General features: G+C 35.7%; 16 protein-coding genes and 1 pseudogene. 13 read left to right on the top strand and 4 right to left on the bottom strand.

What is annotated here, in order from left to right; translation table 11 throughout:
• Positions 1 to 15: 15 nt before the first annotated feature.
• The 8 genes and pseudogenes from radA to C1A40_RS04285 all read left to right on the top strand — a co-directional run bounded on the left by radA (position 16) and on the right by C1A40_RS04285 (position 10,811).
• On the top strand, positions 16 to 1,374 hold the full coding sequence (gene radA / locus C1A40_RS04320; protein WP_102994823.1) for a DNA repair protein RadA: 1,359 nt from the start codon (positions 16 to 18) through the stop codon (positions 1,372 to 1,374).
• A 146-nt stretch (positions 1,375 to 1,520) separates the two neighbouring features.
• Positions 1,521 to 4,964, top strand: a complete 3,444-nt coding sequence (ileS, locus tag C1A40_RS04315) for an isoleucine--tRNA ligase (protein WP_102994822.1) — start codon at positions 1,521 to 1,523, stop codon at positions 4,962 to 4,964.
• 4 nt (positions 4,965 to 4,968) lie between these two features.
• Positions 4,969 to 5,343, top strand: coding sequence for a TraR/DksA family transcriptional regulator (locus C1A40_RS04310; protein ID WP_102997130.1), 375 nt, complete (start codon positions 4,969 to 4,971; stop codon positions 5,341 to 5,343).
• Between the two features lie 229 nt (positions 5,344 to 5,572).
• Entirely contained in the window at positions 5,573 to 6,199 is a 627-nt protein-coding gene (locus C1A40_RS04305; protein ID WP_102994821.1) for a lipoprotein signal peptidase, read from the top strand.
• A gap of 66 nt (positions 6,200 to 6,265) precedes the next feature.
• Positions 6,266 to 6,640 (top strand): hypothetical protein, encoded by a 375-nt coding sequence (locus C1A40_RS04300; protein ID WP_102994820.1) that lies wholly within the window; start codon positions 6,266 to 6,268, stop codon positions 6,638 to 6,640.
• 413 nt (positions 6,641 to 7,053) lie between these two features.
• A pseudogene (locus C1A40_RS04295) lies at positions 7,054 to 8,180 on the top strand (IS3 family transposase); the annotation flags it as partial.
• The gene (locus C1A40_RS04290; protein WP_338418086.1) at positions 8,160 to 9,473 is read left to right on the top strand and encodes an IS4 family transposase; all 1,314 of its coding nucleotides are present in this window, start codon (positions 8,160 to 8,162) and stop codon (positions 9,471 to 9,473) included. The pseudogene C1A40_RS04295 and the gene C1A40_RS04290, both read left to right, overlap by 21 nt.
• Before the next feature lie 255 nt (positions 9,474 to 9,728).
• Positions 9,729 to 10,811, top strand: coding sequence for a hypothetical protein (locus C1A40_RS04285; RefSeq protein ID WP_102994819.1), 1,083 nt, complete (start codon positions 9,729 to 9,731; stop codon positions 10,809 to 10,811).
• On the opposite strand, the gene C1A40_RS04280 is transcribed toward C1A40_RS04285, so the two are convergent.
• From C1A40_RS04280 to C1A40_RS04265, 4 genes are read right to left on the bottom strand one after another with little or no spacing between them, the layout of a single operon-like run.
• Positions 10,808 to 11,371, bottom strand: coding sequence for a 5-formyltetrahydrofolate cyclo-ligase (locus C1A40_RS04280; protein WP_102994818.1), 564 nt, complete (start codon positions 11,369 to 11,371; stop codon positions 10,808 to 10,810). The two genes, C1A40_RS04285 and C1A40_RS04280, sit on opposite strands and share 4 nt — an antisense overlap.
• A gap of 54 nt (positions 11,372 to 11,425) precedes the next feature.
• Positions 11,426 to 12,409, bottom strand: coding sequence for a succinylglutamate desuccinylase/aspartoacylase family protein (locus tag C1A40_RS04275; RefSeq protein ID WP_102994817.1), 984 nt, complete (start codon positions 12,407 to 12,409; stop codon positions 11,426 to 11,428).
• A complete protein-coding gene (gene rimK, locus C1A40_RS04270) occupies positions 12,409 to 13,284 on the bottom strand; it encodes a 30S ribosomal protein S6--L-glutamate ligase (RefSeq protein ID WP_067144934.1) in 876 nt (291 codons plus the stop codon). The genes C1A40_RS04275 and rimK overlap by 1 nt, the downstream gene beginning before the upstream one ends.
• A gap of 1 nt (position 13,285) precedes the next feature.
• The gene (locus C1A40_RS04265) at positions 13,286 to 13,705 is read right to left on the bottom strand and encodes an ATP-dependent zinc protease family protein (protein WP_102994816.1); all 420 of its coding nucleotides are present in this window, start codon (positions 13,703 to 13,705) and stop codon (positions 13,286 to 13,288) included.
• Positions 13,706 to 13,998: 293 nt separating this feature from the next.
• On the opposite strand from C1A40_RS04265, the gene uvrC reads away from it, so the two are divergent.
• The 5 genes from uvrC (at position 13,999) to C1A40_RS04240 (ending at position 21,343) form a co-directional block, all read left to right on the top strand.
• Positions 13,999 to 15,792, top strand: coding sequence for an excinuclease ABC subunit UvrC (uvrC, locus tag C1A40_RS04260; RefSeq protein WP_102994815.1), 1,794 nt, complete (start codon positions 13,999 to 14,001; stop codon positions 15,790 to 15,792).
• A gap of 51 nt (positions 15,793 to 15,843) precedes the next feature.
• Positions 15,844 to 18,057: a patatin-like phospholipase family protein gene (locus tag C1A40_RS04255; RefSeq protein ID WP_102994814.1), complete on the top strand. Its 2,214-nt coding sequence runs from the start codon at positions 15,844 to 15,846 to the stop codon at positions 18,055 to 18,057.
• A gap of 285 nt (positions 18,058 to 18,342) precedes the next feature.
• Complete coding sequence (locus tag C1A40_RS04250) at positions 18,343 to 19,122, top strand: DUF3108 domain-containing protein (protein ID WP_102994813.1); 780 nt, start codon at positions 18,343 to 18,345, stop codon at positions 19,120 to 19,122.
• Between the two features lie 2 nt (positions 19,123 to 19,124).
• A complete protein-coding gene (locus C1A40_RS04245; RefSeq protein WP_102994812.1) occupies positions 19,125 to 20,048 on the top strand; it encodes a tryptophan 2,3-dioxygenase family protein in 924 nt (307 codons plus the stop codon).
• A complete protein-coding gene (locus C1A40_RS04240; protein WP_102997128.1) occupies positions 20,027 to 21,343 on the top strand; it encodes a peptidoglycan DD-metalloendopeptidase family protein in 1,317 nt (438 codons plus the stop codon). Before C1A40_RS04245 ends, C1A40_RS04240 begins: the two co-directional genes overlap by 22 nt.
• Position 21,344 lies beyond the last annotated feature (1 nt).

Here is a 21,344-nt window from a genome sequence, read left to right as displayed (position 1 = left end):
AAATAAAGAGATTTTATGGCCAAGGTTAAAACCACATTTTTTTGTCAGAATTGCGGTACCCAATTTTCAAAATGGCAAGGGCAATGTACTGCTTGTAAAGAGTGGAATACCATTGTAGAAGAATTGGTGCAAAAACCTGAAAAAAGCGATTGGAAAACACCAACAACGGCATCAAAACGAGCGGCTGTGCCATTGTTGGTGAGTGAAATTGATACCTCGAAAGAGCCACGATTAAACACTTTTGATGGGGAATTAAACCGCGTTTTAGGAGGTGGTATTGTGCCTGGATCTTTAACGCTTTTAGGAGGGGAACCGGGTATAGGTAAAAGTACCTTGTTGCTTCAGGTTTCTTTGGGCTTGCCTTACAAAACGCTTTACGTTTCTGGAGAAGAAAGTCAGAAACAAATTAAAATGCGTGCCGAACGTGTTAATCCTAATAACAGCAATTGTTACATTTTAACAGAAACTAAAACTCAAAATATATTTAAGCAAATAGAAGCTTTGGAGCCTGATATTGTGATCATAGATTCCATTCAAACCCTCCACAGCGATTATATCGAATCTTCTTCAGGGAGTATTTCTCAGATAAAAGAATGTACTACCGAACTCATAAAATTTGCTAAAGAAACGGCGACTCCGGTGCTACTTATTGGGCATATTACTAAAGATGGAAATATTGCTGGTCCAAAAATATTGGAACATATGGTAGATACCGTATTGCAATTTGAAGGCGATCGCAATCATGTATTCCGAATTTTAAGAGCTCATAAAAACCGTTTTGGTTCTACAAACGAATTAGGGATTTATGAAATGCAAGGTTCTGGACTTCGAGAGGTATCCAATCCTTCAGAAATATTAATATCCAAAAAAGACGAAGAGTTATCGGGCAATGCTATTGCAGCAACTTTAGAAGGTATGCGGCCCTTAATGATCGAGGTTCAGGCCTTGGTGAGTACTGCTGTTTATGGAACACCGCAACGTTCGGCAACAGGATTTAATGCGAAACGTTTAAATATGCTTTTGGCGGTTTTAGAAAAACGTGCTGGCTTTCGTTTAGGCGCAAAGGATGTCTTTTTGAATATTACTGGCGGCATTACTGTTGACGATCCGGCTATCGATTTGGCTGTTGTAGCTTCTATTTTGTCTTCCAATGAAGATGTATCTATTCCTAAAGATTACTGTTTTGCCGCCGAGGTTGGTCTTTCAGGTGAAATACGACCCGTTCAACGTGTGGAACAACGTATTTTAGAGGCTGAAAAATTAGGTTTTGCTACCATTTTTGTTTCTAAATACAACAAGATTTCGCTTCAAAATACCGCCATTAAAATTCAGCTTATTTCCAAAATGGAAGACCTGGTGGATTTTTTAGTTTAAACGGTATACTATCTTTTCATAATAACAGAAATAGGTTTGTAAAAGAGGGGCTTGGTATGCGGTTTAATCGCTGTATTTTTCTTCTAAAACCCAGTAAATTCGAGTATAATTCCTTAAATTCGCGGACTTATTAGAATCACAAGAAAATGAACGCTAAATTTCCTGAATATAAAGGTCTTAACTTGCCAAATGTAGCAACCGAAATTCTACAGTACTGGCAAGAAAATAACATTTTTGAGAAAAGTGTAACCACGAGAGAAGGTAAAGAGCCTTATGTGTTTTTTGAAGGGCCGCCGTCTGCAAACGGACTTCCTGGTGTGCACCACGTTTTAGCGCGTGCGATTAAAGATATTTTTCCGCGTTATAAAACCATGAAAGGGTTTCAAGTTAAGCGTAAAGCTGGTTGGGATACCCATGGTTTGCCTATTGAATTAGGTGTGGAGAAAGAATTAGGTATTACTAAAGAAGATATTGGTAAAAACATTTCTGTTGAAGATTATAACGCCGCTTGTAGAAAAGCCGTGATGCGTTATACCGATGTTTGGAATGACTTAACTGAAAAAATGGGTTACTGGGTAGATATGGACGATCCGTACATTACTTATGAGCCTAAATATATGGAGTCTGTTTGGTGGTTACTAAAACAGATTTACAACAAAAGCTTGCTTTACAAAGGCTATACGATTCAGCCGTATTCGCCAAAAGCAGGAACAGGTTTAAGTTCTCATGAGTTAAATCAGCCAGGAACGTATCAGGATGTTACCGATACGACTATCGTGGCACAGTTTAAAAGCCCCCTAACCCCCAAAGGGGGAACGGAAAACTCAATTGCTAAGGCGTTTGAGGTCTCCCCTCCTATGGAGGGGTCGGGGGAGGCTTACTTTTTGGCATGGACGACAACACCTTGGACACTTCCTAGTAACACGGCATTAACCGTTGGTCCGAAAATAGAATATGTATTGGTTGAAACTTATAACCAATATACTTTTGAGCCTGTTAAAGTGGTATTGGCTAAAAAATTAGTAAGCTATCAGTTTTCTGGGAAATTCAAATTAGTTGAAGAGGCTTCTGAAATTTCAGCTTATAAACAAGGCGATAAAAAAATCCCATACAGAATCATTAGCGAATGTATTGGGAAGGATTTAGTAGGAATTCAATACGAGCAGCTTTTAAAGTATGCGTTGCCAAATGATAATCCAGAAAATGCATTTCGCGTCATTGCTGGTGATTTTGTGACTACCGAAGATGGTACAGGAATCGTACATACCGCCCCAACGTTTGGTGCCGACGATGCTTTGGTTGCAAAACAAGCGACCCCAGAAGTGCCGCCTATGTTGGTGAAAGATGAGAATGGCAATTTAGTGCCTCTTGTAGATTTACAAGGTAAATTTAGACCAGAAATGGGTGAGTTTGCTGGTAAATACGTGAAAAACGAATATTACAACGACGGCGAAGCGCCAGAGCGTTCGGTGGATGTTGAAATTGCCATCAAACTAAAAGAAGAAAATAAAGCTTTTAAGGTTGAAAAATATAAACATAGTTATCCAAACTGTTGGCGTACCGATAAACCAATTTTATACTACCCGTTAGATTCTTGGTTTATTAAGGTTACCGATGTAAAAGATAAAATGGTAGCGCATAACGATACCATTAACTGGAAGCCAAAAGCTACGGGAACAGGGCGTTTTGGAAACTGGCTTGCTAATGCGAACGATTGGAATTTATCACGCTCGCGTTACTGGGGTATTCCGTTGCCAATTTGGAGATCTGAAGATGGTAAGGAAGAACTTTGTATTGGTTCTGTTGAAGAATTAAAAAGTGAAATGGCTAAGGCTGTTTCAGCGGGAGTTTTAGAAAAAGATATTTTCGAAGATTTTGAAGTTGGAAACAATTCAGAAGAAAATTACGCGAAACTCGATCTGCATAAAAATATTGTCGATAACATTGTGTTAGTATCGCCTACAGGTCAGAAAATGTTCCGCGAAAGCGATTTAATTGACGTATGGTTCGATTCAGGATCTATGCCTTATGCACAATGGCATTACCCTTTTGAAAACAAAGATTTAATAGACGATAAAAAATCGTACCCAGCCGATTTTATTGCTGAAGGTGTCGATCAAACACGTGGATGGTTTTACACGCTTCACGCTATTGCGACTATGGTATTCGATTCTGTAGCCTATAAAAATGTGGTGTCTAACGGATTGGTACTCGATAAAAACGGACAAAAAATGTCCAAACGTTTAGGGAATGCTGTCGACCCTTTTGAAACTTTAAGCAATTACGGTGCCGATGCAACCCGTTGGTACATGATTGCCAATGCGAATCCTTGGGATAACTTAAAATTTGATATTGAAGGGGTAGAAGAGGTAAAACGTAAATTCTTCGGAACACTTTATAATACCTATTCATTCTTTAGCTTATATTCAAATCTGGATAAGTTTAGCTATGCTGAAGCCGATATTCCGTTAGCTGAGCGACCAGAATTAGACCGTTGGATACTTTCAGAATTACATACCTTAATCCAGAAAGTAGATGCTTTTTATGCCGATTACGAGCCAACAAGAGCGGCTAGAGCCATTTCAGATTTTACTCAAGATTATTTGAGTAACTGGTATGTGCGTTTAAGTAGAAGGCGATTCTGGAAAGGCGATTATGAGCAGGATAAAATTTCGGCTTATCAAACGCTTTATACTTGTATGGAAACCATAGCTAAATTAGGCGCACCAATTGCACCGTTCTTTATGGATAGACTGTATTTAGATTTAAATTCGGTGACTCAAAAAGAGCAATTTGAAAGTGTGCATTTAGCAAATTTCCCTGTTTTTGATAGTGCTTTTGTCGATAAAAGCTTGGAGCGTAAAATGGAAAACGCACAAATCATATCTTCTTTAGTCTTGTCTTTAAGAGCTAAAGAGAAAATTAAAGTACGTCAGCCGCTTCAAAAAATTATGATTCCTGTAGATTCACTTCAGCAAAAAGAGGAAATCGCTGCGGTTTCTGAATTGATAAAACACGAAGTGAATGTTAAAGAGATTGAGCTTCTGGAAGATGCGTCTGATATCTTAGTAAAACAGATTAAACCTAACTTTAAAGTGTTAGGTCCGCGCTTTGGGAAAGATATGAAAGCCATTGCTGGAGCAGTAATAAACTTTACACCTGAAGATATTAACAAAATTGAACAAAATGGTAGTTTAGAAGTTGATATTAATGGAAAAAATATTACATTAGAACGCTCGGATGTTGAAATTACCTCCCAAGATATCGAGGGTTGGTTGGTTGCAAATGAAGGTGCTTTAACGGTGGCTTTAGATGTAACAATTTCGGATGATTTGCGTAAAGAAGGGATTGCCAGAGAGTTAATTAATCGCATTCAAAATTTACGTAAAGATTCAGGTTTTGAGGTTACAGATAATATTGCTGTAAAACTTCTTAAAGATGAGCAAATTGTAAAAGCTGTAGAGGCAAATGTGGCTTATATTAAGTCGGAAACTTTAACCAATGAACTAGAAATAGTTGAAAAATTAGACGGCGGTATAGATATTGCTTTTGATGATGTCAATACCAGATTGTTTATCCAAAAAAACTAATATTATGGCAGATAACGTAAGATATTCGGATGCAGATTTAGCAGAATTTAAAGCGCTAATTACAGAAAAAATTGAAAAGGCCAAATATGATTTAGATCTTATTAAAAGTGCTTATATGAATGATTCAACAAATGGCACTGAGGATACATCACCTACTTTTAAGGCTTTTGATGAAGGTAGTGCTGTTATGAGTAAAGAATCAAATTCGCAATTGGCTATTCGTCAAGAAAAATTTATTCGTGATTTAAAAAACGCCCTTATTCGTATCGAGAATAAAACCTATGGTATTTGCCGTGTTACAGGAAAATTAATTAATAAAAAACGATTGGAGCTTGTGCCTCATGCAACTTTAAGCATTGAAGCAAAAAATATGCAATAAGTTTTTTAAATATAGCTATTCAGGCTGTCTTAAAAGTAATTTCTATGTCATAGAAAGCTGTCAAAATATCTCCGTGTATCAACTACATCAGGGATTTTGACGTGCTCAAACTAACAAACTAAAATGACATCACTTTTGAGGCAGCCTTTTCTTTTTTTAGCGTCATTTTTTAAATTTCACCCTTTATGTATAAAGTGATTAAAACTTTATAGCGTTCTAATTTCTGTCCATGTCTTTAAAGAAATCGATTCTTATCATCATCGTTATTTTACTTATTGATCAAATTAGTAAAATCTATATAAAAACACATTTTTCCTTGCATGAAAGCGTCGATGTATTTTCATGGTTTAAAATCTATTTTATTGAAAATGATGGCATGGCTTGGGGTACAAAAATTAGTGATTTTACATCCTTAATCTCCGATAGAAGTGCTAAGGTAGCCTTGACTTTATTTCGTGTGTTCGCCATTTTCGGAATTGGGTATTGGCTATATGATGCTACTAAAAAAGGCTGTTCCAAAATTTTACTATTGGCCATTGCTTTAATTTTTGCAGGCGCTTTAGGAAATATTATCGATTCGGTATTTTACGGTGTTTTGTTCGATCATAGTTTTGGTCAGGTTGCCTCTTTTCTAACAGAATCAGGGGGTTACGACAGTTTATTACACGGTCGTGTAGTCGATATGCTATATTTTCCTTTAATCGAAGTAGATTTACCACATTGGCTTCCTCTTTATGGAGGTAAGCGTTTTAACTTCTTTGAACCTGTTTTTAATATTGCCGATGTGGCTATAAGTACAGGCTTTATTATGCTGATTGTTTTTAATAAAAAGGCGTTTCCTAAAATCGACTCGTAAATTTATTTGGTCAAGAGTTTTCATCTCATAAGGGTTTTCCTGTATTTGAGGTTTAAAGCCTTATAAATGAAGTCCTACCGTCTACTTTTAACCTTTGTGCTCGTTTTTTCTTTTCAGAAAGTTTATGTGCAAAGCCATTTCGATATTGTTTTTCCAAGGAGTGCAAACGAGAGAAATCAAAAATGTAAATCCTGTTTTGAAACTTTTAAAAACAAACCCAAGGGGGTTAAGTTTTCAATAAAAAGAGATGGTAATAACCTGTACTTTGAAGTGAATGATAAGGACTGGTTTAACAAATTATTCGCTACAGAAGGCGATGGTATGGCCATAGATTTGGTTACAAAAAGCAAGTATGATTGCAGTATAGATTCTATAGAAAACAAACAAATTCGTGGCCGATTAATGCGTCCACTCTATGGCTCACTCTTACGTAAAGCCTAGAGGCCTCATGGTAAAAATGCCTATCGTGTGCATGTGGGTCGTGTTTCCGATATGGAAATTAAAGAGCCTATAGAATATAACATCCTCTTTTTAGGTAATAAAACACTTTGTAGATATAATCTGTTATACGATTTGGAATCTTAACCTTGGGATTTGCTCGATATGGGGATGTACTTGGATTCATTAAGTTATTCAACTAGAAAAATTCAGGCCTAAGGTCATGAGGGCTATGATCTTAAGAATAAAACCTTGAAGTTTAAAATTCCTTTTGAAAAAGACAAAGCTGAATATTCTCAAGAAGATATAAAACCTATATACGATTCATTAAGACTTACCGATTATAATATAACTGCCTATGAAGTGTCTACCTTTGTTGTGACGGTTTTATATAGAGTATAAACTATATTTGAATTATGGGAAAAAAATATGACAACGAGTTTAAATCGATGATATTAGATTTATCAAAATCTGGTATACGAACAAAACAACTGAGTGAAGAATATGGAGTTCATACAAGTGTTATTAATAGATGGAAACAAGAGTATGATTTAAAAGGAGGAGATTTTTCTAAAAATGAACCTAAATCCAAAGAACATCAAGAACTTATAGCATTAAAAAAGGAATTAAGAGATGTTAAAATGGAACGTGACATCTTAAAAAAGGCGGTGAGCATCTTTTCCAAGAGCGACAGATAAGGTATAACTTCATTTTATCAAACAAAAATACTTATCCTGTCGAAAAGATGTGCAAATGCATGAAGGTTAGTAAAAATGCTTATTACCATTGGCTTAAAACCAAAGACACCTTAAAGGTTAATTCCTCTAAATCATTTTTAAAAGACAGAATCGAAGCTATATTTGACAATAGTAAACAGATTTATGGTAGCTATCGAATTCAAAAACAACTTGAACGAGAAAAGCTTTTTTATTCCCGTTCATATGTGGGGTTACTTATGAAAGAAATGGGACTAAGAAGTGTATTGAATAAAAAATTTGTGGTAACTACGGATTCAAATCATTCTCTAAAAACAGCTAAAAATGAATTAGACAGGGATTTTACCAGTTTTTCTTTAGGCTACAAATTAGTCTCTGACATTACGTATATAAGAGTTAATCAACAATGGAACTATTTAACCACGATAATGGATTTGGCTGATAGAAAAATAATAGGCTGGTCTTTAAGTGAAGATATGACTACTGAGAATACGGTTTTAAAGGCCTGGGTTGATGCTAGAAGAAACAGAGTGATAAACCAGCAGTGTATTTTTCATTCGGACAGGGGTGTGCAATATGCATCCAACAGAATCACAAATATGTTCTTTTTTAATCAAAAAGTGATACAAAGCATGAGTAGAAAGGGAAATTGCTGGGATAATGCTGTAGCTGAAAGTTTTTTTAAAACCATTAAATATGAGTGGATTAATGGATTTAAGTATACGTCTTATAATCAATTATACAAATCTATTGATCAATATTTAAACTGGTATAACACTCAAAGATTACATTCTAGTTTAGGATACATGACGACTCTTGAAAAAGAATCATTAGTGTCCGATAAAAGATTTAAAAAGCGGGATTTCCAAGATAGGATTTCCCGCTTATTTTGTATCTTGAAGTTATCACACATCCAAGATATGAATAAAAGTAAAAACTTTAGCGGACAACCCATAATCAAACAGGTATTAAATTTCATTTTGCCCAAAGATGTTCATCGGACAGCCAAAAAGCACAACAGCGATCGCTATACCAAAAAGTTTACCACCTATGAGCATTTGGCCACTATGGTATTTACCGTGATCAGTGGCTGTAGCTCACTTCGTGAGGTTTCCAGTATTATGCTTGCCTGCGAGGGAAAGATCAACCATCTAGGACTCACGGACTTTCCAAAACGCAGTACCTTGTCAGATGCTAACAGGAGAAGAAGCTCTGAAGTATTTGCCGATATTTATCATTTACTCTACAAACGTTACCATCGCTTTTTATCGGACAGCAGACCCTTAGAACCTGCAGTGAAGAACCTTAAAATCGTTGATTCCTCGACCACACCCCTATTTAGCGACATTCTTAAAGGTGTAGGAAGGAACCCGCTCAACGGCAAAAAGAAAGGAGGTATCAAGATGCATACTATGATAAACGCCATGGAAGACGTTCCTTGTCTGATTAAGTTTTCAAGCGCGGCCACGCACGACCACACCTTTTTAAAAGACCTGGAACTCAAGAAGGGCTCTTATGTGGTTTTTGACAAAGGGTATGTGGATTATGAGCAATACCAAAAATGGACACTGGAAGATGTTTACTTTGTGACTCGGCAAAAGGACAATGCTCGCTATACAAGCCTTGAAGAGTTTGATATCTCCAATAAAGTGGACGATGCTGTCTTAAAGGACGAAAAAATAGGGCTTACGGACAAAAACGGCAATGCTTTTTCCCTGAGGAGAATCGCTTTTTGGCACGAAAAGCACCAAAAAGTTTATGAGTTCATCACTAATAATTATGATCTTGATGCAGACAAAATAGCCGACATCTATAAAAATAGGTGGCAGATTGAGACGATGTTCAAGCGGCTTAAACAGAACTTTCCGCTAAAGTATTTTTTGGGAGACAATCAAAATGCCATCGAAATACAAATCTGGGTCAGTTTGATAATCCAGCTCATTATGCTTGTGATCCAAAGAAAAACCCAAAGAAACTGGGCTTATTCCAATATGATGTCCGTCATACGATACCATTTGATGACATATATCGATTTGTTCAAATTCCTGAAAAACCCAGAAGCTAATTGGGAAGAGATTACAACCAAAAACATTGGGCAATTAAGCCTTTTTGACCCATAAGGAGGTTCTGTTTTCAAAATAAAGAGTGCGATCAATAAAAAAGGCCAACACCAACGCTTTTTTAGCTAATTCTGTTTTTTATCGGACAACAATAAAAAAGAATTACAATTAAAAGGATTTATTAACAAAGCTGCTTAGTATAAAATAGTACCAAATTTATTAGGTAGTCCAGCTATACATATTAAGGCCTATGCTTCCGTTGAAGGGAGTTTAGAGCGTAATTTAGAACTGCAAGAACAACGTGCTAAAAGTATAGTGGCTTCGCTTCAGACGTTTCAAAAACCAACCATTGAAACCACCGTATCGACTTCAGAGAATTGGGTAGAATTTTTTAATGATATTAAAGGAACATCCTATGAAAATTTAAATAACTTAAGTAAAGATCAAATTAAAAGGGAGCTTGCTGCAGGTGTAGGTTTGAAAATGGAACCTATTTTAGAACGTCATCGTAAGGCGGTTGTCGATTTGGAGTTGGAACGCAAAGACAAGTACAAAACCATGTCTGAAGTCATCTTACTCGAAAAGTTTCATGCGGCACTATCTTCGGATGATTTAGAAGAAGCTATAGCGATTCAGAATTCCATTTTTGAAAAAATTAAAGGCGGCACGGTCTCGCCTTTATTTTTAAGAAAAATGGAAGTTCCGCAGCAGGAGAAATATGCTAATTTGCTTAATAAAAACATGTCCTTTTTATATATGATAGATAAAAGGCAAGCGCTAAACGTGTATAATGCGTTATTAGAACTTGAAAAATTAGTGCCACAGGATGCTCATGTTAGGTACAATATCACAGCTTTTAAAATTATATTATGGCGTCATAAATGGCAAGATATTGATGATAACCAGATCAAAAATGATATCAATGCCTTGAAAAATTACGACATTGATCATGCGCTTATTTCCCGAATGCTTGTTAATTATAATATTGTTAAAGCTGAAGATTACATGAGAAAACGTGATTACGACAATAAAGATAAAGCTGTTGGTTTTATTGATAAGCACTATAGCGAATTTACTTTGTTTGATTACGACTATTTAAGTTTAGCGCAGTTTTTTACCTATTATGCGAATTTGGATTATGCTGTTAAGTTGTTAGAAAATAAGGTAAAAAGTATCGATGTTGACGAGGATTTACTTTACTATTACTTGAACCTGACGTTAGTTAATAAAGAACTTACTCAGGATACCGATTACCGGTCTATTTTACTCAATGCTTATAATATGAATCACAAGCGTTTTTGTGAGCTTTTTAATGCTGTTGAAGATGGAGGTGTGACCTTCCAATTGTTAGATGATACCTATTTACGAGCTACGTACTGCGAAAGCTGCAACGATTAAAAGCGATATGTTTTATGTGGTGTGACACAGAAATCTAATTTAACATCTGTTTCAGAGGTTTCAATAGTGTCGGCTTCGGCTTCAAAAAAGGATAGGCCTATTTTAACAGTGTCAGGTTTACATTGTGCTAAAAAGCGATCATAAAAACCTTTGCCGTAACCAACACGATTGCCTTTGTCATCAAAAGCTAAAAGTGGAATAAAAACAACGTCGGTTTTGCTGTTCTCTATTTCAATACCATTAACAGGTTCTGGAATGTTATAACTGTTTTTTTTAATCACTGTGTTGTCTGTGAGTAAAAAACTATGCATGGCACCGGTTGCAAAATCAGATTTAGAAATCAGAATGTTTTTGTCCTTTCCCGATAAAATATTTAGGATATAATCGGTGTTTATTTCCTTTTGTTCCGCAATACTTAAAAAGATATGGTAAAAAGTATAGCTCCAAATGGGTAAATGTAAAAGTTGATTAGAAATGAGTAAACTTAAATCTTCCAATTGCGCTTCGGTGAGTTCCGCTCGAAGCGCCTTATATTTTTTTCTTAATGCTAACTTATTCATGTCAATCTGAGTTTTGTTAATTTTGATTGTATCATTACAATCGAAATCAGATTATTAGCTTAATACACGTTTTAATTTTTTAGAAATGTGAAATAATGCATCGCCTTGGTACACAACAGGCGCTTCATTTACATTTATAATATAACCCGAATTTGGTGCTTTTACGAAGTAATTAAACTTTCCGTAAGGGTCGGTAATATGTCCTAAAACATCGCCTTTTAATACATATGCACCTATATGGATTGAGGCTTTAAACATGCCCGAGTATTTGGCTCGTATCCATTTACTGTCATCAATAAATACACAATCATGTCGCGGTTTAGACGATTTTATATTGGTGTTAAGCATACCCAAGTGTTTCAAAATACGCTTGGAACCATTAACCCCAGAATTGGTAACCACATCATCAATATGAAAAGATTTACCGCCTTCAAAAAGTAAAATCGGTTTCCCTAATTTCGAACAAGTCGCTCTAAAAGATTTCGATAAATTTTTGGAGTAAAGCACAAAAGGTGCTCCAAAAACTTTGGCTAAAGCGATAAGCTCTTCATTCGATTTTTCAAAACGAAGTTGAGGTGCATTAAAGCGCCCCGAGCCCCCGGTATGAAAGTCGATTATAAAATCTACATTCGGTATCACATCATTAATCAGTTTGTGAGCCACGCGTCCTGCAAGAGAGCCAGTGGGGCTACCAGGGAAAACACGGTTTAAATCACGACCATCGGGAAACTCACGTGTTAAGTTTATAAAACCGAAAATATTAATAACAGGCATACACATAATGGTGCCGCATTTCGGTTTATTTATGTTTTTCGCGATGAGCTGTCTAACAATTTCAACCCCATTTACCTCATCACCATGAATACCTGCTGTAAATAAAACCGTAGGTCCGGGTTTTAAAGCACGTTCAATAATTATAGGAACGTTTACTGGGGTAGAAGAGTGTAAGTTGGCCACATTAAAGTTAACCTCCTTACTTTCTCCTAATTTTATGGTAGTACCAAGAATGTGTAAATCACCTTTGTTTATGTTTGTCATTACCTTTTGTTTTTTTCAATAAAAGATATAATGGCTTTGGCGATGTTGCGACCAGTGGCTTTCTCGATGCCTTCTAATCCGGGTGTCGAGTTCACTTCTAAAAGTAGTGGGCCTCTAGATGATTGAAGCATATCTACGCCACAAACGGGTAGTTTAAGGGCTGCCGCTGCGCTCATAGCCAATTTGAGTTCATCATGACTTAATTTTATAATATTGGCTGATCCTCCACGATGCAGGTTTGAACGGAATTCCCCTTCCTTACCTTGGCGTTTCATGGCACCAACTACTTGTCCGTCTACCACCAAAGCACGTAAGTCGGCTCCTCCGGCCTCCTTAATAAATTCTTGAACAATAACACGTGCTTGTAAACCATTAAAAGCTTCTAGGACCGATTCGGCAGCACTTTTAGTTTCGGCTAAAACAACGCCTAATCCTTGAGTGCCTTCAAGTAATTTAATGATTACTGGCGTACCTCCAACATGCTCGATAACTTCCTCGACATCTCTAGAGTAATTTGTAAAAACAGTTTTAGGCATGCCTATTCCTGCTTTGCTTAAACGCTGTAAACTGCGTAGTTTATCACGTGAGCGCTGGATAGCATCAGAAGTGACAATAGTAAAAACCCCCATCATTTCAAATTGCCTTACAACGGCACAACCATAAAAGGTTACCGAAGAGCCAATTCTTGGGATAATGGCGTCTACGTAATCTAAATATCGGTCTTTATAGAAAATTGTGGGTTTTTCTTTTTCAATAATGATATCGCATTTTAGAGGATCGATAATTTCCATTTTATGTCCTCGTTTTTCACCTTCTTCAATAAGACGATCGGTAGAGTACAATTGTGAATTTCTTGATAGAACGACTATATTCATGTTATTTTTTTAGAAAAGAAACGTTGATTAAATCTACGTCTACTATAAATTTTTGTTTTAGGAACTGTCTGCCAATAAGCACGGGAAATTTCATATCGTCTCTGGTGCTTAAAGTTAGGTTAATCTTATATGTTTTGCCAAAAAAGATGACGTCAGATTTAATTTTGTAGCGATTTTCTTTGTAACCGTTACTGCTTTTTACATCGGTGCGCCAAAAAGTATCGAAAACAATTTCTGTTTTGCCAAAGTTTTTATGGGTATTACTGTTGAAAATACACCTTAAAGTACTGCCTTCTTCAATAATTTTTGAACAATGGATGGTTGAAGTGTAAGCTCCAGTATCCATTTTTACATCAATATTGAAGAGTTCCAGATTAGGGAAGTCAACAATATCGGTGCGTCCGAGGATTTTCTTACTCATTATAAATTTTTTAAAAGTGGCGCAATGTAAGGAATTAGTTAACTCAAAGATAAATAATAGCTCATATGATTTTCAATCTATAAAAAATAATTCAATTGTACCGGTTGTTGCATGTAAAAGCTTACCCCTATAATTGTTTGATTTTGTGAAATTGTAACACCATGTGGTAGTATAAACGTTGCGTTAATCTATTACAATTCTGGTTATGAGAGCGTTGTTTTTATTAATATTTTACTCGATTTATTAAAGCGGTCAATTTCCTTTAAAATCTAAAAAGAATTACCTTTACCGTAATGGATCAGCCTAATCTAGAGATACAATTAAAAACGCTTCCCAATCAGCCAGGAGTTTATCAGTATTATGATAAAGATGGTGTTATTATCTATGTTGGTAAGGCTAAAAATTTAAAAAAAAGAGTTAGCTCGTACTTCAATAAAACACACGATAGCGGTAAAACTCGGGTATTGGTGAAAAAAATTGTAGACATCAAGCATATTGTTGTCGATACCGAAACCGATGCGCTGCTTTTAGAAAATAATCTGATAAAAAAATACCAACCCAGGTATAATGTATTGCTGAAGGATGATAAGTCATACCCGTGGATTTGCATCAAAAAAGAACGATTTCCCAGAGTGTTTAGCACCCGACGTGTTTTTAAAGATGGCAGTGAATATTTTGGGCCTTATACCAGTTTAAAAACGGTTTATACGTTATTGGATTTAATAAAAGGATTGTATAGCCTAAGAACTTGCAATTATCATTTATCTGAAGAAAAAATAGATTCAGGGAAATATAAAGTGTGTTTAGAGTATCACCTAGGAAACTGTAAAGGGCCTTGTGAAGATTTGGAAAATGAAGTGGCCTATAATGAGAATATCAAGGCTATTCGTGAGATCTTAAAAGGAAATTTTAAAGATTCCCTGCAGCAATTTAAAACTCAAATGAAAGCCTATGCCGAGAACTTGCAGTTTGAAGAGGCGCAAAAAATTAAAGAAAAAGTTGAGGTTTTAGAGAGCTATCAGGCAAAATCTACCATTGTAAATCCTAAAATAAGCAATGTCGATGTGTTTTCAATTGTGAGCGATGAAAGTTATGGTTATATTAACTTTTTACAAATATCTTACGGTTCTATTATTCGATCTCATACTTTAGAAATTAAAAAGAAATTAGAAGAAACCGATCGCGAACTTTTAGAACTGGCTATCACCGAAATAAGGCAGCGATTCAATTCCAATTCTAAAGAAATTTACGTACCTTTTAGTGTAGAATTGGGTGAAGACGTTAAGGTTACGATTCCTAAGTTAGGTGATAAAAAACACATTTTAGATTTGTCTTTACGAAATGCAAAATACTATCGTATGGAGCGTTTTAAGCAAATGAAAATTGTTGATCCCGACCGGCATGCTAAGCGAATCATGGCACAAATGAAAATAGACTTAAGGTTGTCGGAAGAGCCGCGACATATTGAGTGTTTTGATAACTCAAATATTCAAGGTACAAACCCGGTAGCGGCTTGTGTGGTATTTAAAGATGGTAAGCCCAGTAAGAAAGACTACCGTCATTTTAATATTAAAACGGTTGTAGGACCAGATGATTTTGCTTCTATGGAAGAAGTGGTGTACAGGCGCTATAAGCGTTTGCTTGAAGAAAATAAGCCATTACCGCAATTAATTATTATTGATGGAGGTAAAGGGCAGTTGTCTTCGGCTTTAAAAAGTTTAGACGCCTTAGGTTTGCGACAGGAAATCGCCATAATAGGCATTGCTAAGCGTTTGGAAGAGTTGTTTTATCCCGATGATCCTATTCCGTTGTATCTGGATAAAAAGAGTGAAACGCTAAAGGTGATTCAGTTTTTACGAAATGAAGCACACCGGTTTGGTATCGAACATCATAGAAACCGTAGAAGTAAAACGGCCTTAAATACCGAGTTAGAAACCATACCTGGTGTTGGCAAAAAAACCATTGTAGAGCTCTTAAAGCATTTTAAATCGGTAAAACGTATTTCAAATGCCAAACGTGAAGAATTGGAAACTGTTATAGGGTTCTCCAGAGCTTCAAAAGTGTATAACCATTATCATAAAAAATAAAAATTAGGCTTTAATCATTGTAGAACTTTGAATTTAAAATATGTCATATGCATGTTGTTGTTTTTCGCTTTGTTTTCCGCGGAAGCGCAAAAAAATGCTCAAGATAATCGGCCTAAGGTAGGTTTGGTTTTAAGTGGTGGTGGGGCAAAAGGCTTGGCGCATATTGGCGCTTTAAAGGTGATTGATAGTTTAGGTGTAAAAATAGATTATGTAGCAGGAACCAGTATGGGGGCTATAATAGGAGGGTTGTATGCTTCTGGATATTCTGGAAAACAATTAGATTCTTTATTTCATGTCATTAATTTTGATGATCTGCTTAGTGATGAGTTGCCTCGAGCTTCAAAAACATTTTCCGAACGGGCTAATGCCGAAAAATATGCTGTAAAACTACCTTTCAATAAGTTTTCGGTAAAATTACCTTCGGCCATTTCTAAAGGCCATAATACCTATAATTTATTTTCAAATTTGTTGTTTTCCGTAGGTGGGATAGACGATTTTAGTAAGCTTCCTGTGCCCTTTTTTTGTGTGGCTACTAATGTTGAAAATGGTGAACAGGTTATTTTAAATAAAGGAAATTTGGCGCTCTCTATTATGGCTAGTGGGGCTTTGCCTTCTTTATATCAGCCTGTTATGATTAATGGTGCGATTTTGGTAGACGGTGGTGTTGTAAATAATTATCCAGTTGATGAGCTTCGAGATTTAGGCATGGATATTATTATTGGGGTAGATGTTCAAGATGATCTGGCCAATCGCGAGAATTTAACCTCGGCTCCTGATTTGTTATTTCAAATAAACAATTTCAGAACCATAAATGATATGCGTCAAAAAGTTAGAAAAACGGATATCTACATTAAGCCCGATATCATAGATTATAATGTCATTTCTTTTGATGAAGGACAGCAAATTATAAACCAAGGGAGTGAAGCTGCTTTAATGAAAGTAAAAGTGCTTAAAAAATTACCAAAACAGACTTTAAACACATCAAAAAAAACATGGCGACGCCGTAACACTGATAGTATTTCTATTAATCAGATTAGAATTGATGGTAATAAACATTATACCAGGGCTTATGTTATAGGGAAGCTAAAATTTAAAGAAAAGGAGAAAATAAGTTACCCCGATTTCAATGAAGGGGTGAATAACTTAGTGGCTACCGATAATTTTGATGCTTTCGAGTATCAATTAAAAGAAGCTAAAGATACTGTGGGTTACGATTTGGTAGCACGGGTAAGAGAATCTTCGGTAGATACCTATTTGAAATTGGGAGCGCATTACGACGATTTATATAAAACAGCCATTTTACTTAATCTTACTAAAAAACGCTTGTTGTTTAAAAATGACGAGATGTCTTTCGATTTAATTTTAGGCGATAATGTGCGCTATAATTTTGAATATTTAATTGATAAAGGGTTTTATTGGAGTATCGGTGTAAAATCGCGATACAATCAGTTTGATAAAAAAATAAGTGCAGGTCTGGTTTTAGAGGATGAAGTTTTGCGAGATAATGGCCTAAGCAAAATTGATGTGAAATTAAGGGATCAGACTAATCAATTTTATGTGCAAACGTTATTCATGAGGGATTTTGCCTTTAGTATGGGTGCCGAGCATAAGCATATCGAAATAAATACCGAAAATTTAACAGGTATTGATAATGAAGATTACTCCATAGGGAGTACCAATTATTTAGGCCTTGTTGGCGCCTTAAAAATGGATAAGTATGACGATTTTTATTTTCCACGAAAGGGAGTCTATTTTGATGGGCAATTAAACATGTACCTCTATTCTTCCAGTCAAGGTAGCGATTTTAAAAATTATTCTATTGCTAAAGCAAGTATGGGCTATGCCTATAGTATTTCTAATAAGTTAGCCTTTAACGTTCAAACCAGTGGCGGTTTTAAATTTGGTGATAAATCCGATCCTACTCTAGATTTTGCCCTTGGAGGCTTTGGAAATCATTTAATCAATAATTTTGTTCCCTTTTTTGGATACGATTTTGTGGCTTTAACCGGTAATAGTTACGTAAAATCATCGCTTACTTTCGATTACGAAATTTTTAATAAACAGCACATTTTGCTCGAAGGGAATTGGTCGAATATTGATGATGATATTTTCGATACGGGCGAGTGGTTTACCCTGCCTGATTATTCTGGTTATAGTATTGGCTATGGCATAGAAACATTTATTGGTCCTATTCAACTTAAATACAGTTATTCTCCAGAATTAGGAGACCGCAAATGGGTTTTTAACGTTGGATTTTGGTTTTAAAGCCTTGGTTGTATTTGTTTTATTAGTAATAACGTGCAGTTGCTTATTTTAATAACAAAGAGATCTATTATAATTAAACGTAATAGGTTTTTTTTTATGGCAAAAATTTGAATACATTTAGATATCGTTTTGTGCCAAATTTTAAGTTTTTGCACCTGAAGTTTTGCCGTAACGCGTTTACGGACTAAGTTTCAATGTTTCGTTATGGAACAGTAATTGCCAGAATTTAAGCATAACAATAAAAACACAGCTAAAGAAGTTGTATAACAAACGACCCAACTTATGATGAAAAAAACACTACTTATATTACTTGTTTTAGGGGTTATGCCTGCTGCTATCGCACAAGAAGAATCGGCTTTTGGAGTGGGCGAATGGTTCAAGTTTAAAATGAGTTATAGTAATTGGTTAAAGGCAGGAAATGCCACTTTAACGGTGAAAGAAGGAGGGATTAAAGGTAGGGATGTGTATCATGTAGTAGGTAAAGGTTGGACAACGGGTATGATAAAATGGTTTTTTGCTGTTGAAGATCGTTACGAGAGTTATTTCGATAAAGAACGTTTAGTGCCTTATAAGTTTATAAGAGATATTGATGAAGGCGGTCATACCAAGGATTTGGTTATAGATTTTGATCAGGTTAATAATAAGGCCTATGTACACGATAAAAAAAAGGGATCAAAAAAGGTCATTGCAACAAAACCAAATGTTCAAGATATGGTTTCTACATTTTATTACCTTCGAAATAATTTAGAAACAAAAACCATAAAAATTGGTCATGAAGTACATGTGGATATGTTTTTTGATGAAGAAAACTATGGGTTTAAATTAAAATATTTGGGAGAAGAAACCATTATTACCGATTTTGGACCAGTACGGGCTTTAAAATTTAGGCCTTATGTGATGGCCGGACGGGTTTTTAAAGAAGAAGAGAGTTTAACGCTTTGGGTTTCTAAAGATAAAAATAAAATTCCGTTACGCATTCAGGCTAATTTAGCGGTTGGATCTTTAAGAGCCGATTTAGAAGATTTTAGTGGTTTAAAACACCCGTTTAAAAGCAGTAAAAATTAGGTATGGCAACTAAAGATTTATCAGATAAACTAAAAGCAAAATACGAGACTCTAGATCAAGATCTCGAAACGCATTTAGAAGGTTTATTACATAGCCGCCCTATTAATTATTGGGATTACATACAAACCGACACCTTATTAAGTCTTCAAAAACCACGAACCGACTTTCCCGATGAAATGGTTTTTATTATGTACCATCAAATTTCTGAACTCCTCTTTAAAATGGTGCTTAGTGAAATTAGTCAGGTTGCTGAAGCCAAAGCCTTAACAGCCGAATTTTTTACCGATAAAATTATGAGGGTGAGCCGTTATTTTGATGTGCTCACCTCGTCGTTTAGTATCATGAAAGATGGTATGGATTTGGAGCAATACAATGCTTTTAGAACCACGTTAACACCTGCAAGTGGTTTTCAAAGTGCCCAATATAGAAAAATAGAATTTGCATCAACCGAGCTTATAAATCTCATTGATAAGCGTTTTCGGGATACCATAGATCGAAATACCTCATACGAACACGCTTTTGAACACCTGTATTGGCAAGCCGCTGGAAAAGATTTTGTTACAGGTAAAAAGTCTTATACTTTAACAATTTTTGAACAGAAGTATAAATCGGAATTTATTAATTTTACGCGGTTTTATAAAAACAACAATTTGTGGAGCAAATTTAAACAGTTACCTAAAGCTGCACAAGAAAACAAAGCATTGGTGAAAGCCATGCGCCACTACGATTACACTGTAAATATCAAGTGGGTCATGGCACATTACAACACCGCAAATCACTATTTAAATATTGGTGGAAAAACTGCCGAAGCAACAGGAGGCAGTGAATGGGTGAAGTATATGCACCCAAAATATCAAAAAAGAATATTTTTTCCAGAATTATGGACAAAAACAGAAAAGGAAACATGGGGAACAAATGTAAAGTAACAGCCCTTTTAGGATTAATCATATTATTTTCGGCTTGTAAAGAAAACTCCAAAGAATCGACACCTATCGTAAAAGCCGAGCCCCCTGTGGTCAAGGAAGTCAAAGAAGTTCATGAATTCGGTTTTAATTTAAACGATTACGTTGTTAAACGCGATACAATTAAAAGCGGTGATAGTTTTGGTCATATTCTTGGTCGAAATCATATAGGCTATTCTACCATTCATAATATCGTAGAAAAGGTAAAAAGCACTTTTGATATTACAAGTTTACAAATAGGAAAACCTTATACACTTTTGTGTGCTAAAGATTCTTTACAAACGCCAGAGTGTTTTATATATCAACCTAATTTAGAGGATTATGTGGTGGTAGATTTTAAAGACTCTATTCAAGCTTATACCGAGCAAAAACCAATAAGTTATATTGAAAAATCGGCTACTGGAGTTATAAATAGTAGTATTTCGGAAACTCTAGAAGAACAGGGGTTGAGTCCGAGGTTAGCTTTTAAATTGGCCGATGAAATTTACGCCTGGACTATTGATTTTAGAAGACTTCAAAAAGGCGATCGATTTAAAGTTATTTATACCGATAAATATATTGATGATACCATTTATACGGGAGTTCACAACATTAAAGCAGCTTATTTTGAGCATAATAGCGAACCGTTTTATGCCTTTGAATTTGAGACCGACTCCGATAAAGGGATTGTAGATTATTTTAATGAAGAAGCCAAAAATTTACGTCGTGCATTTTTAAAGGCTCCTGTGCAGTTTAGTCGTATTTCATCGCGATATAATTTAAAACGTAGAATTGCTGTTTATGGTTATAAAGTAAGACCTCATAGAGGCACCGATTTTGCTGCGCCTATAGGAACACCAATTATGGCAACGGCAAATGGTTCGGTTACAAAATCGGAACGTCGCGGTGGCAATGGAAATTATGTAAAAATTAGACACAATGCCACCTACGAAACACAGTACCTGCACATGAGTAAACGTAAAGTTAAAGTGGGCCAATATGTGAAACAAGGTGATGTTATTGGCTGGGTTGGGATGACCGGAAATACCGGTGGCCCTCATGTGTGTTATCGCTTTTGGGTGAATGGAAAACAGGTCGATCCGTTTAAACAAAAACTACCTCAAGCACAATCTATTTCAGATTCGCTTAAAGTAAAATACCTAGAATATATCAAACCTATAAAAGAGCAACTAGACGATATTCCTTTCGAGCTTAAACCTGAGCTTATCGAAGAGCCAAAAGGTGAAACCGTTAGACAGAATGAACACTTAATTTCATAAA

The organism is Tamlana carrageenivorans, from assembly GCF_002893765.1.
GTDB lineage: Bacteria > Bacteroidota > Bacteroidia > Flavobacteriales > Flavobacteriaceae > Pseudotamlana > Pseudotamlana carrageenivorans.
The sequence above is the reverse complement of the archived record's forward strand: the minus strand, read 5'-3'. Positions and strand labels throughout refer to the sequence as shown.

Coding starts and splice junctions, on each gene's coding strand:
- radA (WP_102994823.1), top strand. CDS start 16: ATGGCCAAGGTTAAAACCACATTTTTTTGTCAGAATTGCGGTACCCAA.
- ileS (WP_102994822.1), top strand. CDS start 1,521: ATGAACGCTAAATTTCCTGAATATAAAGGTCTTAACTTGCCAAATGTA.
- C1A40_RS04310 (WP_102997130.1), top strand. CDS start 4,969: ATGGCAGATAACGTAAGATATTCGGATGCAGATTTAGCAGAATTTAAA.
- C1A40_RS04305 (WP_102994821.1), top strand. CDS start 5,573: ATGTCTTTAAAGAAATCGATTCTTATCATCATCGTTATTTTACTTATT.
- C1A40_RS04300 (WP_102994820.1), top strand. CDS start 6,266: ATGAAGTCCTACCGTCTACTTTTAACCTTTGTGCTCGTTTTTTCTTTT.
- C1A40_RS04290 (WP_338418086.1), top strand. CDS start 8,160: ATGACGACTCTTGAAAAAGAATCATTAGTGTCCGATAAAAGATTTAAA.
- C1A40_RS04280 (WP_102994818.1), bottom strand. CDS start 11,371: ATGAATAAGTTAGCATTAAGAAAAAAATATAAGGCGCTTCGAGCGGAA.
- C1A40_RS04275 (WP_102994817.1), bottom strand. CDS start 12,409: ATGACAAACATAAACAAAGGTGATTTACACATTCTTGGTACTACCATA.
- rimK (WP_067144934.1), bottom strand. CDS start 13,284: ATGAATATAGTCGTTCTATCAAGAAATTCACAATTGTACTCTACCGAT.
- C1A40_RS04265 (WP_102994816.1), bottom strand. CDS start 13,705: ATGAGTAAGAAAATCCTCGGACGCACCGATATTGTTGACTTCCCTAAT.
- uvrC (WP_102994815.1), top strand. CDS start 13,999: ATGGATCAGCCTAATCTAGAGATACAATTAAAAACGCTTCCCAATCAG.
- C1A40_RS04255 (WP_102994814.1), top strand. CDS start 15,844: ATGTTGTTGTTTTTCGCTTTGTTTTCCGCGGAAGCGCAAAAAAATGCT.
- C1A40_RS04250 (WP_102994813.1), top strand. CDS start 18,343: ATGAAAAAAACACTACTTATATTACTTGTTTTAGGGGTTATGCCTGCT.
- C1A40_RS04245 (WP_102994812.1), top strand. CDS start 19,125: ATGGCAACTAAAGATTTATCAGATAAACTAAAAGCAAAATACGAGACT.
- C1A40_RS04240 (WP_102997128.1), top strand. CDS start 20,027: ATGGGGAACAAATGTAAAGTAACAGCCCTTTTAGGATTAATCATATTA.